Source organism: Variovorax sp. GW821-FHT09D07, assembly GCF_059416345.1.
The window spans coordinates 1,004,745-1,020,113 of record NZ_JBWKOY010000002.1; the positions used below are offsets into that span (position 1 = coordinate 1,004,745).

Annotated in this window: 16 protein-coding genes and 2 tRNA genes; 14 read left to right on the forward strand and 4 right to left on the reverse strand. The window is 66.7% G+C overall.

What is annotated here, in order from left to right:
• Positions 1–135: 135 nt before the first annotated feature.
• The 3 genes from uvrC to AC07OX_RS10925 are packed head-to-tail and all read left to right on the forward strand — an operon-like array spanning position 136 to position 3,617.
• Complete coding sequence (gene uvrC / locus AC07OX_RS10915; protein WP_159272581.1) at positions 136–2,109, forward strand: excinuclease ABC subunit UvrC; 1,974 nt, start codon at positions 136–138, stop codon at positions 2,107–2,109.
• Between the two features lie 57 nt (positions 2,110–2,166).
• Positions 2,167–2,733: a CDP-diacylglycerol--glycerol-3-phosphate 3-phosphatidyltransferase gene (pgsA, locus tag AC07OX_RS10920; RefSeq protein WP_062479069.1), complete on the forward strand. Its 567-nt coding sequence runs from the start codon at positions 2,167–2,169 to the stop codon at positions 2,731–2,733.
• Positions 2,730–3,617: a DMT family transporter gene (locus tag AC07OX_RS10925; RefSeq protein WP_495262818.1), complete on the forward strand. Its 888-nt coding sequence runs from the start codon at positions 2,730–2,732 to the stop codon at positions 3,615–3,617. The genes pgsA and AC07OX_RS10925 overlap by 4 nt, the downstream gene beginning before the upstream one ends.
• A gap of 12 nt (positions 3,618–3,629) precedes the next feature.
• Here the strand turns inward: AC07OX_RS10925 and AC07OX_RS10930 are convergent, their stop codons facing one another.
• Positions 3,630–4,592, reverse strand: coding sequence for a LysR substrate-binding domain-containing protein (locus AC07OX_RS10930; RefSeq protein WP_495263326.1), 963 nt, complete (start codon positions 4,590–4,592; stop codon positions 3,630–3,632).
• A gap of 70 nt (positions 4,593–4,662) precedes the next feature.
• Between AC07OX_RS10930 and AC07OX_RS10935 the strand changes: the two genes are divergently transcribed.
• From AC07OX_RS10935 to AC07OX_RS10960, 6 genes are all read left to right on the forward strand, one after another.
• Complete coding sequence (locus tag AC07OX_RS10935) at positions 4,663–5,574, forward strand: alpha/beta fold hydrolase (protein ID WP_495262820.1); 912 nt, start codon at positions 4,663–4,665, stop codon at positions 5,572–5,574.
• The gene (locus AC07OX_RS10940; protein ID WP_495262821.1) at positions 5,571–6,656 is read left to right on the forward strand and encodes a tartrate dehydrogenase; all 1,086 of its coding nucleotides are present in this window, start codon (positions 5,571–5,573) and stop codon (positions 6,654–6,656) included. The genes AC07OX_RS10935 and AC07OX_RS10940 overlap by 4 nt, the downstream gene beginning before the upstream one ends.
• A gap of 209 nt (positions 6,657–6,865) precedes the next feature.
• Positions 6,866–7,138, forward strand: coding sequence for an HU family DNA-binding protein (locus AC07OX_RS10945; RefSeq protein WP_007830705.1), 273 nt, complete (start codon positions 6,866–6,868; stop codon positions 7,136–7,138).
• A gap of 29 nt (positions 7,139–7,167) precedes the next feature.
• Positions 7,168–7,243: transfer RNA gene (locus AC07OX_RS10950), tRNA-Val, on the forward strand.
• 76 nt (positions 7,244–7,319) lie between these two features.
• Complete coding sequence (locus AC07OX_RS10955) at positions 7,320–9,239, forward strand: SurA N-terminal domain-containing protein (protein WP_495262822.1); 1,920 nt, start codon at positions 7,320–7,322, stop codon at positions 9,237–9,239.
• A 110-nt stretch (positions 9,240–9,349) separates the two neighbouring features.
• Positions 9,350–10,024: a histidine phosphatase family protein gene (locus AC07OX_RS10960; protein WP_495262823.1), complete on the forward strand. Its 675-nt coding sequence runs from the start codon at positions 9,350–9,352 to the stop codon at positions 10,022–10,024.
• 6 nt (positions 10,025–10,030) lie between these two features.
• Here AC07OX_RS10960 and AC07OX_RS10965 read toward each other — a convergent pair whose 3' ends face one another.
• Both AC07OX_RS10965 and AC07OX_RS10970 read right to left on the reverse strand, forming a co-directional pair.
• Positions 10,031–10,363 carry a hypothetical protein gene (locus AC07OX_RS10965; RefSeq protein ID WP_095744681.1) on the reverse strand — a complete coding sequence of 111 codons (333 nt, stop codon included), beginning with the start codon at positions 10,361–10,363 and terminating at the stop codon, positions 10,031–10,033.
• A 96-nt stretch (positions 10,364–10,459) separates the two neighbouring features.
• The gene (locus AC07OX_RS10970) at positions 10,460–10,708 is read right to left on the reverse strand and encodes a GlsB/YeaQ/YmgE family stress response membrane protein (protein WP_062479046.1); all 249 of its coding nucleotides are present in this window, start codon (positions 10,706–10,708) and stop codon (positions 10,460–10,462) included.
• 277 nt (positions 10,709–10,985) lie between these two features.
• Here AC07OX_RS10970 and AC07OX_RS10975 point away from each other — a divergent pair.
• A tRNA-His gene (locus AC07OX_RS10975) sits at positions 10,986–11,061 on the forward strand.
• Positions 11,062–11,346: 285 nt separating this feature from the next.
• A complete protein-coding gene (locus AC07OX_RS10980) occupies positions 11,347–11,694 on the forward strand; it encodes an H-NS histone family protein (protein ID WP_056583066.1) in 348 nt (115 codons plus the stop codon).
• A 97-nt stretch (positions 11,695–11,791) separates the two neighbouring features.
• Here the strand turns inward: AC07OX_RS10980 and AC07OX_RS10985 are convergent, their stop codons facing one another.
• Entirely contained in the window at positions 11,792–12,778 is a 987-nt protein-coding gene (locus tag AC07OX_RS10985) for an NADPH:quinone oxidoreductase family protein (protein ID WP_095744683.1), read from the reverse strand.
• A gap of 128 nt (positions 12,779–12,906) precedes the next feature.
• Here AC07OX_RS10985 and surE point away from each other — a divergent pair, with 128 nt between their 5' ends.
• The 3 genes from surE to AC07OX_RS11000 are packed head-to-tail and all read left to right on the forward strand — an operon-like array spanning position 12,907 to position 15,369.
• Complete coding sequence (gene surE, locus AC07OX_RS10990) at positions 12,907–13,665, forward strand: 5'/3'-nucleotidase SurE (protein WP_070059620.1); 759 nt, start codon at positions 12,907–12,909, stop codon at positions 13,663–13,665.
• Between the two features lie 4 nt (positions 13,666–13,669).
• On the forward strand, positions 13,670–14,446 hold the full coding sequence (locus tag AC07OX_RS10995) for a protein-L-isoaspartate(D-aspartate) O-methyltransferase (RefSeq protein WP_062479039.1): 777 nt from the start codon (positions 13,670–13,672) through the stop codon (positions 14,444–14,446).
• 11 nt (positions 14,447–14,457) lie between these two features.
• A complete protein-coding gene (locus tag AC07OX_RS11000; protein ID WP_062479036.1) occupies positions 14,458–15,369 on the forward strand; it encodes a peptidoglycan DD-metalloendopeptidase family protein in 912 nt (303 codons plus the stop codon).

Below are 15,369 nucleotides of genomic sequence, written 5' to 3' on the forward strand. Positions count from 1 at the left end.
CCCGAGTGGTGTTATTCGAAGGACAACGGGCGCTCCTCGCGCCCGCGTCCATGATGAGCACATTTCATTCCCGTGCGTGTCGCGTTCGTGCCGGGGACGCCGCAAGGGCCCGCGCCGCGCGCCACAATAGCCGTCATGTCCGACGTGCATTCCGATCAATTGCTCAGCGAAGTCGCGGCCCTGCCGCAGTTGCCGGGCGTCTACCGCTATTTCGACGCGGCCGGCGCCGTGCTGTATGTGGGCAAGGCGCGCAACCTCAAGAAGCGGGTCGCCAACTACTTCCAGAAGAGCCACGGGGGCACCCGCATCGGCCACATGATCTCGAAGATCGTGCGCATGGAGACCACCGTGGTGCGCTCCGAGGCCGAGGCGCTGCTGCTCGAGAACAACCTGATCAAGACGCTCAAGCCGCGCTACAACATCCTGTTTCGCGACGACAAGAGCTATCCCTACCTGAAGATCGCCTCGCACGGGTTTCCGCGGCTGGCCTACTACCGCGGCGCGGTCGACAAGAAGCACCGCTACTTCGGGCCGTACCCGAGCGCGTGGGCGGTGAAGGAATCGATCCAGCTGCTGCAGAAGGTGTTCCGCCTGCGCACCTGCGAGGACACGGTGTACGCCAACCGCACGCGGCCCTGCCTGCTGTACCAGATCAAGCGCTGCAGCGGCCCCTGCGTGGGCCTCATTTCGCCTGAGGCGTACGCGCAGGACGTGGCCAGCGCCGAGGCCTTCCTGCTCGGCGACACGCAGGGCGTGCTGTCCACGCTCGAACAGCGCATGACGGCGCACGCCGAGAAGCTCGAGTTCGAGCAGGCGGCCGAGCTGCGCAACCAGATGTCGGCGATCTCGCGCGTGCTGCACCAGCAGTCGATCGAGGTGGTGTCCGACAAGGACGTCGACATCCTCGCGGTCAAGGTGCAGGGCGGCAAGGCCTGCGTCAACCTCGCGATGGTGCGCGGCGGGCGCCACCTGGGCGACCGCGCGTACTTTCCGGTGCACGTGGACGACGCGGCGCAGATCCACCACGGTGAGCTCGACGCCGAAGAGGGCGCCGACCCGGTGGTTGCCGACCCGATCGAGGTGCAGGTGCTCGAGGCCTTCATCGCCCAGCACTACATCGACGTGCCGGTGCCCGCCACGCTGGTGCTGGGCCGGCAGGTGAGCCGCGCGCTCATCGAGGCCATTTCGCAGCAGGCCGGCGCGCGCGTCACGGCCGTGTTCCAGCCGCACGAACAGCGCCGCCACTGGCTCGAGATGGCCGAGACGAACGCCGGCCTGCAGCTGGCGCGGCTGCTGGCCGAAGAAGGCTCGCAGCAGGCGCGCACCCGTGCGCTGGCCGACGCGCTCGAGCTGGCATCGGACGACCTGGAGAACTTCCGCGTCGAGTGCTTCGACATCTCGCACACGGCGGGCGAGGCCACGCAGGCCTCGTGCGTGGTGTTCGCGCACCACACGATGCAGAACCGCGAGTACCGACGCTACAACATCGACGGCATCACGCCCGGCGACGACTACGCCGCCATGCGCCAGGTGCTGCACCGCCGCTACGGCAAGCTGGCCGAGGCGATGGCGGCCGAGACCGAGGCCCTGGCCCCGGGCGACGCGGAAAGCGAAGGGGCCGAGGGCGTCGAGGCGCCGCCGCCCCGGACGCCGGCCGCGCGCATGCCCGACCTGGTGCTGGTCGACGGCGGCAAGGGCCAGGTGTCGATGGCGCGCGAGGTGTTCAGCGAATTGGGCCTGCCGCTGTCGCTGATCGTCGGCGTCGAGAAGGGCGAGGGCCGCAAGGTCGGGCTCGAAGAACTGGTGTTTGCCGATGGCCGCGAGAAGGTCTACCTCGGCAAGGATTCGGCCGCCCTGATGCTCGTGGCCCAGATCCGCGACGAGGCGCACCGCTTCGCCATCACCGGCATGCGGGCCAAGCGCGCCAAGGTGCGCGTGGGCGGCAGCCAGCTCGAAGACATTCCGGGCATCGGCCCGAAGCGCCGGGCGCGCCTGCTGCAGCGTTTCGGCGGCATCCGCGGCGTGGCGGCGGCGAGCGTCGAAGACCTCGCCTCGGTCGAGGGCATCGCCACCGAACTGGCCGAGGAAATCTATCGCGCGCTGCGTTGAAGCCGGGATTGCCCCCGTCCTTCCGGCGCTTCACGCGTGCATGACACAATCGCCCGCATGTTCTGGACCCTACCGACCATCATGACCTGGACGCGCATCGTCGCGATTCCGTTGATCGTCGGCGTTTTCTACCTGCCGATCAGCGAACCGACGCGCAACCTGATCGCCACGGTCATGTTCATCGTGTTCGCCGCCACCGACTGGCTCGACGGCTACCTGGCGCGCAAGCTCAACCAGACCTCTTCCTTCGGCGCCTTTCTCGATCCGGTGGCCGACAAGTTTCTCGTCTGCGCCGCGCTGCTGGTGCTGGTGCATCTGCAGCGCGCCGACGTGTTCGTGGCGCTCATCATCATCGGCCGCGAGATCGCCATCTCGGCGCTGCGCGAATGGATGGCGCGCATCGGAGCCGGCAAGAGCGTGGCGGTCCACATGATCGGCAAGGTCAAGACGACCGTGCAGATGGTCGCGATTCCCTTCCTGCTCTATGACGGGCACCTCTTCAAGGTGATCGACACCGGCCTGTGGGGCCAGTGGCTGATCTGGATCTCGGCGGTGCTCACTGTCTGGTCGATGGTCTATTACCTGCAAAAGGCCATTCCCGAGATCCGGGCCCACTCCAAATGACCACGGCCGTCTCGGTCCGCAACGCAGGCTGGCTGCGGGCGATGCCGGCGGTCTTCGTGCTGATCTGGAGCACGGGTTTCATCGTTGCGCGCTATGGCATGCCCTATGCGCCGCCCCTCAAGTTCCTCGCCGTGCGCTATGCGCTGTCGCTCGCCTGCTTCGGCGTGTGGGTCGTGCTCGCGCGCGTGGCGTGGCCGGCGAAGCGCGCGCAATGGGGGCATTTGGCGGTCACGGGCGTGCTGATGCAGGCCGGCTACCTGGGTGGCGTCTGGGCGGCGGTGCATGCGGGCATGGGCGCGGGGCTGGTGGCGCTGCTGGTCGGCATCCAGCCGGTGCTCACGGCTGTCTGGCTTTCTTTCAACGGTGGGCGCATTTCGGGACGGCAGTGGACTGGGCTGGCCCTGGGTTTCGCCGGGCTGGTCTTGGTGGTGTCGCGCAAACTGGGGCAGGGCACCGAGGTCAACGCGCTGACGATGGGGCTGGCCGTGATGGCGCTGCTGTCGATCACGGCGGGCACGCTGTACCAGAAGCGCTTCGTCGCGCCTTGCGACGTGCGCAGCGCCAGCGCGGTGCAGATGGCCGCCGCGCTGCTCGTGACCCTGCCTTTCGCCGCGCTCGAGGCGCAGGCCATCGAATGGAACACGCATTCGATCGGCGCGATGGCCTGGTCGGTGCTGGCGCTGTCGCTGGGCGGCAGCTCGCTGCTCTATATGCTGATCCAGCGCGGCACGGCCACCGCCGTCACCAGCCTGCTGTACCTCGTGCCGCCATGCACGGCGCTGATGGCCTGGCTGCTGTTCGCCGAACCGATCACCTGGACCACGGTGCTGGGCATCGGCCTGACGGCCGTCGGCGTGAGCCTCGTGGTGCGCGCGGAGCGCTGACCGACTCTGCCTTCAGCGCCCGACCGGCTTGGTCGGCTTCCAGGGCTCCGAACGGAACTGCTCGACGAGGTGATCGACCAGCAGGCGCACGCGCCGCGGCGTCTTCGGCCGCCAGGGCGCGACCCAGTGGATGTCGGCATCGGGCATGCCGTACTGCGGCAGCACGCGCACCAGCTCGCCGCTTGCGAGCTGCGGCGCGATGTCCCAGAGGCTGCGCAGCATGACGCCATGGCCCGCGAGACACCAGTCGCGCACCATTTCTCCTGAATTGCTCGTGAGCGGACCCTGCACCCGCACGCGCGCCGTGCTGCTGTCGCGCGCGTGGCACAGCGTCCAGAGCGCGAACTGGCGCGACTGCGCGGCGTCGCCGTTCTCGCGCGCGATCAGGCAGTCGTGCGTGGCCAGTGCTTCCACCGTGGCCGGCGTGCCGCGGCGGGCCAGGTAGTCGGGCGAGGCGGCCAGCACACGCTGGTTGCGCGCGATGCGGCGCGTGGTCCAGTCGGCGGCGCGGTGCTGCTGCACCGCCCACAGCCAGACCGCGCCGTCGTAGCCTTCGGCGCCGAGGTCGGGCAGTTGCTCGGTCAGCAGCAGCTCGACCTGCAGGCCGGGGTGCTGCGCCTGGAAGTCCGCGAGTGCCGGGCCGAGCCAGTGCCGGCCAAAGCCGAAGGTGGCCGCGAGGCGGACCGTGCCGATCAGCGCGTTCTGCCGTTCGCCGAGTTCGCTTTCGAGCGCCGCGAAGCCTTCGAGCAGCGTGCGCGCATGCAGGCACACGGCCTCGCCCTCGGCCGTGACGCTGAGCCGCCGCGTCGTGCGGTCGAACAGCCGCTGCCCGAGCCGGGCCTCCAGCGTGCCGAGCCGCTTGGTGATGACCGAGGGCACCACGTCGAGCGTGGCGGCGGCCCCGGCCAGGCTGCCCTGGTCGCGGATGGCCAGCACCAGTTCGAGATCGCCGCGTTCCATCGCGTGGGGATTCATGCCAAAGTGGAAAGTATGAATTGGCTGATTGTTGCTTGATGGCCGTCGAGGTGCAACGCACAATCGCGGCGTGACGGCCTCTTTCCTCGACTTCCCCCGCTTCGACATCGCCCGCGATGGCGTGCGCATCCACGGTCGCATCGGCGGGCAGGGCGCTCCCTTGCTGCTGTTGCACGGCCATCCGCAGACGCATGCGATCTGGCACCGCGTGGCGCCCGCGCTGGCCGAGCGCTTCACGGTGGTGGCGGTGGACCTGCGCGGTTACGGCGACTCGGGCCGACCGGCGGTCGACGCCGAACACGCGGTCTACAGCAAGCGGGAGATGGCGCACGACGCGCTGGCCGCCATGCATCACCATGGCTTCGATCGCTTCGCCGTGCTCGCGCACGACCGCGGCGCGCGCGTGGCGCACCGGCTCGCGACCGACCATCCCGGCGCGGTCGAGCGCATGCTGCTGCTCGACATCGCGCCGACGCTGGCGATGTACGAAGGCACCTCCGAAGCGTTTGCCAAGGCCTACTGGCACTGGTTCTTCCTGATCCAGCCGCCGCCGTTGCCCGAGGCGCTGATCGCCTCCGACCCGGTGCGTTACATCCGCAGCGTGATGGGTGGGCGGCACGCCGGGCTCGCGCCGTTCGCACCCGAGGTGCTGGCCGAGTACGAGCGTTGCATCGCCATCCCGGGCACCGCCGAATCCATCTGCGAGGACTACCGCGCCTCCGCCACCATCGACCTCGTGCACGACCGCGCCGACATCGCCGCCGGCCGCCGCCTCGCGCAGCCGCTGCGCGTGCTGTGGGGCGAACATGGAGCGGTGGGGCGCGCGTTCGATGTGCTCTCGCTGTGGCGCGAGCGTGCCGACGACGTGTCGGGCCACGCGCTGCCCTGCGGCCACTACATCCCGGAAGAAGCCCCCGATGCCTTGCTGGCCGAGGCGCTGAATTTTTTCGTTTCCCCCGAACACCCAGGAGCCCACCCATGAGCACCCACAGAATCGCAGTCATCGCCGGCGACGGCATCGGCAAGGAAGTCATGCCCGAGGGGCTGCGCGTGCTCGATGCGGCGGCGCGCAAATTCGGCATCGACCTGAAGTTCGACCACTTCGACTTCTCGAGCTGGGACTATTACGAGAAGCACGGCCAGATGCTGCCCGACAACTGGAAGGACCAGATCGGCGGCCACGACGCCATCTTCTTCGGCGCGGTCGGCTGGCCCGAGAAGATTCCCGACCACGTGTCGCTGTGGGGCTCGCTGCTCATGTTCCGCCGCGAGTTCGACCAGTACATCAACCTGCGCCCCGCACGCCTGATGCCCGGCATCATCGCGCCAGTGGTGCGCCGCGACGGCTCGCCGCGCGCGCCCGGCGAGATCGACATGTACATCGTGCGCGAGAACACCGAGGGCGAGTATTCGAGCATCGGCGGGCGCATGTACCAGGGCACGCCGCGTGAGATCGTGGTGCAGGAAACCGTGATGTCGCGCGTGGGCGTCGACCGCGTGCTGAAGTTCGCCTTCGAGCTCGCGCAATCGCGGCCGAAGAAGCACCTGACCAGCGCCACCAAGTCGAACGGCATCTCGATCACCATGCCGTACTGGGACGAGCGCGTGGTGGAAATGGCCAAGGGCTACCCGGGCATCACGCTGGACAAGTTCCACATCGACATCCTCACGGCGCACTTCGTGCAGCGGCCCGACTTCTTCGACGTGGTGGTGGCGAGCAACCTGTTCGGCGACATCCTGTCCGACCTCGGCCCGGCCTGCACCGGCACCATCGGCATCGCGCCCAGCGCCAACCTCAACCCCGAGCGCACCACGCCCTCGCTGTTCGAGCCGGTGCACGGCTCGGCGCCGGACATCGCCGGCCGGGGCATCGCCAACCCGATCGGCCAGATCTGGTGCGGCGCGATGATGCTGGAGTTCCTCGGCCACAAGGACGCGCACGACGCGATCCTGGCGACCATCGAGAAGGTGCTCGCGCCCCAAAGCGGCGCACCGCGCACGCCGGACATCGGCGGTCGGGCGGGCACCGCCGACCTCGGAAAGGCAATTGCCGAGGCCCTTTGAAAAGTACGTCGCGAAACGCCCCTAAAATCGCGCGCTCCGCTGGGCTGCAGTGCGTTGTGTCTTATTGACACCCCGCAGACCAGTGGTTGTAATCCTCGCTGGCAGTGCGCTGCCGAGGCGTCAGGCCTGCCATGTTCTTGAGTCGCACCCGTCGCGGCCAGGTCGCAGCTGACGAAAGCCGACCAACTTTTTTTCGACAAGGGGCCCTTGTGAACAAGACCGAACTGATTGAGCACATCGCAAAGAACGCCGATATTTCCAAAGCCGCAGCGACCCGTGCGCTCGAATCCACCATTGGCGCCATTCGTACCACGCTCAAGAAGGGCGGCTCCGTGTCGCTCGTCGGTTTCGGCACTTTCGCAGTCGGCAAGCGCGCAGCCCGCACCGGCCGGAATCCCCGCACCGGCGACGCGATTAAAATCAAGGCAGCCAAGATCCCGAAGTTCCGTCCCGGCAAGGCGCTCAAAGACGCGCTGAACTGAGGCTGTAGACTCGGAGAGTATTCCAGGTGGGGTGCTTAGCTCAGTTGGTAGAGCGGCGCCCTTACAAGGCGTAGGTCGGGGGTTCGAGCCCCTCAGCACCCACCACCACCCGATGCAAAGGCGAACACCGGTTCGCCTTTTTTATTGCCGTCCGGCGCCCGTCGAAAAAGAGTGTTCAAGCATGTTTGATACCTTCCGCAAGTACAACAAAGTCGTGATGATTTTCTTGTTCTTGCTGATCATTCCCTCGTTCGTCTTCTTTGGTGTCGAGCGCTACCAGGGCATGGGCGGCGACGAGAAGGTGGCCCGCATCCAGGGTCACGACATCACCAAGCCCGAGTGGGACCAGCAGCACCGCGTCGAGACCGACCGCATCCGCCAGCAGTCGCCCAACGTCGATCCGACGCTGCTCGACTCCGACGCGCTGCGCTACGCCACGCTGGAACGCATGGTGCGCGATCGCGTGCTGGCGGCCGCGGCGGTCAAGTCCAACGTGTCGGTGTCTGAAGACCGCCTCTCGCGCATGTTCGCGCAGGACGCCGGCCTGGCCGCGTTCCGCACGGCCGACGGCAAGTTCGACCGCGAAGCCTTCCTGCGCGCCACCGGCCGCACGCCCGAGCAGTACGAAGCTTCGGTGCGCGCCGACATGGCCTCGCAGCAGGTGCTGCTGGGCGTGACGGGCACGAGCTTCGCGCCGGCGGCACTGACCGCGGCCACCGTCAATGCGTTCTACGACCGCCGTGAAATCCAGGTGGCGCGTTTCGCTCCCGAAGGCTTCGCGTCGAAGGTGACGGTCAGCGATGCCGACATCGAGGCCTATTACAAGGACCACACGTCGCAGTTCCAGGCGCCCGAGCAGGCCAGCATCGAGTACCTCGTGCTCGACCTCGAAGCCGCGAAGAAGAACATCGTCGCGAACGAATCCGACCTCAAGACCTACTACGAACAGAACACCGCGCGCTTCGGTACCAAGGAAGAGCGCCGTGCAAGCCACATCCTGATCACCGCGCCGGCCAGCATGTCCAGCGGCGACCGCGCCAAGGCGAAGGCCAAGGCCGAGCAGCTGCTGGCCGACGTGAAGAAGGCGCCGAACACCTTCGCCGACGTGGCGCGCAAGAACTCGCAGGATCCCGGCTCGGCCGAGAAGGGCGGCGACCTCGACTTCGTCACGCGCGGCGCGATGGTCAAGCCGTTCGAAGACGCGATGTTCGCGCTCAAGAAGGGCGACATCAGCGACCTCGTCGAGACCGAGTTCGGCTACCACATCATCCAGCTGACCGACATCAAGCCGGCCGTGGTGCCGCCTTTCGAGAAGGTGCGCGCCACCATCGAGAGCGAAGTGCGCGCGCAACAGGCCACGCAGGAATTCGCGAAGGCTGCGGAAATCTTCACGGACACCGTGTACCAGCAGCCCGAGAGCCTCAAGCCGGCCGCCGAGAAGCTCAAGCTCACGATCCAGACCGCGACCAACGTGCCGCGCACACCCGCGCCGGGCGCCACCGGCCCGCTTGCGAGCCGCAACTTCCTGCAGGCGCTGTATGCCTCCGACGCGCTGGAGCGCAAGCAGAACACCGAAGCCATCGAAGTCGGTCCGAACCAGCTCGCATCGGGCCGCGTGACGCAGTACACGGCCGCACATCCGATTCCGCTGGCCGAGGTGAAGGACAAGATCCGCGCACAGCTCATCACCGAGCGTGCCGCTGCACTCGCCAAGGCCGAGGGCGAAGCCAAGCTCGCCGCCTGGAAGGTGAAGGCCGACGGAGCCACCTTCGGCGCGCCGGTCACGGTGTCGCGCATCGACGCGCAGTCGCAGCCCGCACCGGTGATCGACGCCGCACTGCGTGCCGACGGCGCCAAGCTGCCCGCGCTGCTCGGTGTGGATCTGGGCACGCAAGGCTACGCCGTGGTCCGCGTGACCAAGGTCGTGCCGCGCACGCCACCGACGGCCGAACAGGCGCAACAGGAAAGCATGCAGATCGCCCAGTCGGTGACTGCTGCCGAAGCCGCTGCGTACTACGAGCTGCTGAAGCAACGCTTCAAGGTGGAGATCCTCGTGCCGAAGCCGGCCGACACGCTGCCGACCGCTGCGGCGGCGCGCTGAGACAGACGGGCAACCGCTGCTCGCAACAAGCCCGGGTTCGACGACCCGGGCTTTTTTTTTGGTCGCACGAGGGACAAGCGCGTGTCGCGCTTCTTGCCAGAATCCGGCGCATGGGAACCCTTTACCTCGTGCGCCACGGGCAGGCCAGTTTCGGTGCTGCCGACTATGACAACCTGAGCGAACTCGGCCACCGGCAGGCCGTGCGCCTGGGCGAATACTGGCGCGAACGCGGCATGCGTTTCGATGCCGTCATCACCGGCACGCTGAAGCGCCACAAGCAGACCTGGGAGGGCATCGCCCAAGGATTGGGGCTGTCGCGCGACGACGTGCTGCCCTGGCCGGGGCTCAACGAATACGACAGCGAGGCTGTCATTGCCACGGTGCACGAGGGCAAGCTCGAAAAGCCCGACTCGCCCGAGATGTACCGCCATCACTTCCGTCTGCTGCGCGACGGGCTCGGCGCATGGATGCAGGGGCGCACCGCGCCAGTCGGCATGCCGAGCTATGTCGACTTCCTGGCCGGTGTGACCACGGCGCTCGACCATGTGCGCGAACGACACCACGGCGCAAAGGTGCTGGTGGTGTCGAGCGGCGGGCCGATCAGCACCGCGGTCGGCCATGTGCTGGGCACGAGCGCCGAGACGACCATCGAACTCAACCTGCGCATCCGCAACAGCTCGGTGACCGAGTTCGCCTTCACGCCGAAGCGGCACATGCTCGTGACCTACAACACCTTGCCGCACCTCGACGGCCCGGCGTATGCGGACTGGGTCACCTACTCCTGAACCGCGTCAGGCCTGCCAGACGCCGTAGCCGGCGCGGCGCAGGGCGATGCCCAGGTCGACCTCCATCAGCCGCGCATCGTCGTACGGCATCGGGTTGTAGCGTTCGTAGAGCGCGGGCAACAGTCGCAGGCCGAATTCCTGCACGAAGCGATTGGCCTGGATGCCGGCCTTGTGCTTGTCGAAACGGATGTCGGGGTCCAGGCCGGTCATGCCGACATAGACGAAGGGCTTGCCGAGCTGGTAGTCGGGGTTGGCGCGCCGGAAGCGGCCGTTGTTCCAGACGCGGTCGTCGAGTTCGACCACATAGACGTGATGACGGGCGCGTGGTTTGCGGGGCATCGGCGTGAAGGCCTCGCGAGGCTGGCTGAAGAAGTGGGGGGGCTCAGGCAGCCGGAAGAACCGCCGGCCGCGTTGCGCGGCACGGCGTCAGGGGCATCAGCTCTTGCGCTTGATGAGGCCGTAGAGAATCAGCAGCACGATCGCGCCCAGCACGGAGGCGATGAAGCCGGCGCCCTGGCCGGCGGTGTACCAGCCCATTGCCTGGCCGAGGTAGGTCACGCCCAGCGAACCTGCAATGCCGATCAGCGTGGTCACGATGAAGCCGGCGGAATCGTTGCCCGGCTTGACGGCCCGCGCCACGAGACCCACGACGAACCCGATCAGGATAGTCCAGACGATGCTCATGAAGAAGTTCCTTTGATGAAGTGAAGTGGCGAAAGCCGGGCCCGGTCGGGCCGCTCGCATTCATGATAGCGGAGCCATTCGCGGCTCAGCGTCGTCCAGCCACATCGAATGGGCGACTGCGAAGTTATGCCCATGGGGCAGGGCGCATGTGTGGCGGCAGGCCATCGCGGACGGCCTCCGAAGGCGCTGGGTTGCATGTCGGTGTGGCATTTCGGCGTCTTTGATGATCGCGGAAGCGAAAGCCGCGATTTTTAACGCTACAATCAGAGGCTCTACGGTGGCTGTAGCTCAGTTGGTAGAGTCCCAGATTGTGATTCTGGTCGTCGTGGGTTCGAGTCCCATCAGCCACCCCAAAAAATTCAGTCCCAGCGCTATTTCTCAATAGCACCCAAGGGATTCCAACGCCGGGCTTGCCCGGCGTTGTCATTTCTGGCTTCGCCGTCGCTTCAAGCGCCAGGTTGCACGCCGCATTCTTTCCCCGCTACCCGCGATTTTGAAAGTACCCAAAATGGTGCGCATGTGTTGCGGGTTGTTGCATTCCGCCAATGCGCCTGCATTTTTCTGCTGAAAAGGCGCTTGTGGCAAAAGTGGTTTGAATTAGAATTCAGCCGTTTTCAATTCACAACAGGAGTCCAACAATGGCTTCGTCACTCGCCGATATCAATTCCCAGATCCAGAAGCACGACGAGCAGATTGCGCAATTGCGCAAGCAGGCCGAAGACCTGCGTAACCAGGAACGGGCCGGCGTGATCGAAGAAGTGCGCAGGAAGATTGCGGAATACGGTTTGACCGCTTCCGATCTGAAGCTGGGTGGTGGCCGTGCTGCTGCAACCAAGCGCAGCGCAGGTCCTGCAGCCGCCAAGGCCGCCGCCAAATACCGCGGCCCGACGGGCGAAACCTGGTCCGGTGGCCGTGGCCGCAAGCCGCGCTGGGTCACGGAAGCCCTGGCAGCTGGCAAGTCGCTCTCCGATTACGAGATCAAGTGATTGCCTGCAGAATCAGTTGAGCATTCGCCCAATAAAAAAGCCCGCTTCGGCGGGCTTTTTTATTGGATGGCGCGCACGGCGATGCGCGCGCGTTCGATCAGTTCACCATCACCAGTTTTCCCTTGACACCGCGCGATCCCATGTGCGCATAGGCGGCCTTCAATTCGGCCATCGGCATCGTGCTGTCGATCACCGGCTTGATTTTTCCCTGGCCGTACCACTGGGCCAATTCGGCCATCATCTGCGCATTGGCCTTGGGTTCGCGCTTCGCGAAATCGCCCCAGAACACGCCCACGAGCGACGCGCCTTTGAGCAGCGTCAGATTCAATGGCAGCGACGGGATCGGGCCCGATGCAAAACCGACCACCAAATAGCGACCGCGCCAGCCAATCGAGCGGAATGCGGGTTCTGCGAAATCGCCGCCCACGGGGTCGTAAATGACATCCGGGCCTTTGCCGTCGGTCGCGGCTTTGATGGCATCGCGGAAACCATTGGGCAGTGCGTGCGTCGTGTAATTGATCGTCGCGTCGGCGCCGATCGAGCGGCACAGTTCGCACTTTTCGTCGGTCGATGCCGCGGCGATCACCTTGGCGCCCGCCGCCTTGGCGATCTGGATGGCTGCGGTGCCCACGCCGCCGGCCGCGCCGAGCACCAGCACGGTTTCGCCCGCCTTGAGTTGCGCGCGGTCCATCAGTGCGTGCCACGAGGTGGCGTAGATCATGATGAAAGCGGCCGCGTCGACATGGCCAAAGCCTTCGGGCAGCGGCATGCACAGCGCGGCGGGTGCCAGCGTGTGGGTGCCGAAGCCGCCCGTGCCCGACAGGCAGGCCACGTTCTGCCCGACCTTGAGGTGCGTGACGCCTTCGCCCACCGCCTGGATCACGCCCGCATATTCCGATCCGGGAACGAAGGGCAGCGGCGGCTTCATCTGGTACTTGTTCTGCACGATCAGCAGGTCGGGAAAATTCAGGCTGGCCGCCTTGATCTCGATCAGCACCTGGCCCGGGCCCGGCGTGGGAGTGGGCAGTTCTTTCCAGGTCAGCGCGTCGACGCCGGTGGGGTTTTCGCAAAGCCATGCGTGCATGCTCGGGGTCTCCTTCGAATGAGTCGTGTGGGCAATGAATTCGGGGCGATGATAGGCGGCGCTGTGGTGCGGCGTTGTCCCTGCTGCGACGCACCCCGCACCTACAATCCGCTGCACCCAGAAGCACCATGAAGATACTTATTTCCAATGACGATGGCTTTCAGGCGCCGGGCATCGTCGCGTTGCACGACGCACTCAAGGACATCGCCGACGTCGAGGTGGTGGCACCCGAGCACAACAACAGCGCCAAGTCGAACGCACTCACGCTGGCCGCGCCACTGTACGTGCACAAGGCGCACAACGGTTTCCGCTACGTGACGGGCACGCCGGCCGATTGCGTGCACATCGCGCTCAAGGGCCTGCTCGACTACCGGCCCGACCTGGTGGTCTCGGGCATCAACAACGGCGCCAACATGGGCGACGACACCATCTATTCGGGCACCGTGGGTGCTGCGATGGAGGCCTACCTGTTCGGCATTCCGGCCATCGCCTTCTCGCAGATCGAAAAAGGCTGGGCGCACGTGGATGCGGCGGCTCAGGTGGCGCGCCGGCTGGTGCAGCAGATCGAGCGCGAGAAGATGCTCGGTGGCCCCGCCTTCCTGCTCAACGTGAACGTGCCGAACCGTCCGTTCGAGGAACTGAAGCCGGTCAAGGTGTGCCGGCTCGGCCGTCGCCACGCCGCCGAAAAGGTGATCACGCAGGACAGTCCGCGCGGCGAAACCATGTACTGGATCGCCGGTGCAGGCAGCGCCAAGGACAGCGGGGAGGGCACCGACTTCCACGCGACTGCGGCTGGCCACATCGCGCTGACGCCCTTGCAGATCGACCTGACCGACCATGCCAACCTGGGCCAATGGCGCGAGACGGTCGCCCGTCTCGGCAATTGACGACATGGCGACCCCTCCGCGGCCCAGTTTCCCGGTTCGACTGACCCCCACCGCCTCGGCCGCCACGCGCGGGCGCATGCCCGCCGTGCCGGTCAAGCCGATGGTCCCGTCCACGCCCTCAATGGCGTCCGACGCCGTGCGGGCGCGCATGGTGCAAAAGCTCGCGGCGCAGGGCATCACCGACGCGCGCGTGCTGCGCGCCATGGGCACCGTCGAGCGGCATCGCTTCGTCGACAGCGCGCTGGTCAACCAGGCGTACGAAGACACCAGCCTGCCGATCGGGCTGGGGCAGACCATTTCCAAGCCCAATGTGGTGGCCCGCATGATCGAGCTGCTGCTGGGTGCGCCGGCGCTGGTCGGCAAGCCGCAGGAGCGGCTGGGCCGCGTGCTCGAGATCGGCACCGGCTGCGGCTACCAGGCCGCGGTGCTGAACGAAGTGGCGACCGAGGTCTACAGCATCGAACGCCTGCGCGGACTGCACGAGCGCGCGCGCACCAATCTGCGGCACTTCCGCCTGGCCACCGTCCACCTGATGTTGGGCGACGGCATGATCGGCTACGCGAAGGGCGCGCCGTACGCGGGCATCATCGCCGCGGCAGGCGGCGAGGCCGTGCCCGAGGCCTGGATCGCGCAGCTCGCGGTGGGCGGGCGCATCGTCGCGCCGACCCATTCCGCCACTGGTGGACAGGCCCTCGTCGTGATCGACAAGACCCCCCGTGGGCTCGAGCGGCGCATTCTTGAGGCGGTTCACTTTGTCCCCCTAAAATCGGGCATCGCTTGAAGGAATAACAAATGCAGGGTTTTGGCAATCGGAGTTTGTTCGCAGGCATCACGTTGGCTGTTGTGCTCGTGATCGCGGGCTGCTCCGCACCGCGCGGTCCCGCACCGGTCGAAGACCGGGGCACCATGACGCGCGCACCCGGGGCAACGACGCCCGGCGGTCCTCCCATCACGACCGACGCGTCCGGCAAACCGCTCCCCGGTATCGAGAACTACGGCAAGCCCGGCTACTACGCCGTGCGCCCCGGTGACTCCATCCGTCGCATCGGCAGCGAAACGGGCCAGCGCTGGCAGGACATCGTGCGCTGGAACAACCTCGACAACCCCGACCTGATCGAAGTCGGCCAGGTGTTGCGCGTGATTCCGCCGACCGGTGGGAGCACGGCGGTTGCCACGGCACCGTCCACCTCTGCGCCTGCCGCGGCCACCGAGGCGACGACCAAGCCGGTGGCCCCGCAGGCGTCCGTCACGCCGGCCGTGCCGGCCAGCGGCGCGAGCGGCACCACCAAGCCGCCTGTCACGGCCTCGCCTTCGGGCCCGAGCAGTTCGGGTGACGACGACCTGGGCTGGATCTGGCCTGCCAGCGGTTCGCTGATCGCCGGTTTCGACGAAGCCAAGAACAAGGGCTACGACATCAGCGGCAAGGCCGGCGACCCCGTGCTGGCCGCGGCCGACGGCCGTGTGGTCTACGCCGGTGCCGGCCTGCGCGGCTACGGCAACCTGATCATCCTGAAGCACAACAACACCTACCTCACGGCGTATGCGCACAACCAGACGCTGCTCGTGAAGGAAGACCAGTCGGTTCAGAAGGGCCAGAAGATCGCCGAGATGGGCAACAGCGACGCCGATCGCGTGAAGCTGCATTTCGAGATCCGCCGCCAGGGCAAGCCCGTCGACCCGTCGCGTTACCTGCCCAACCGGTGA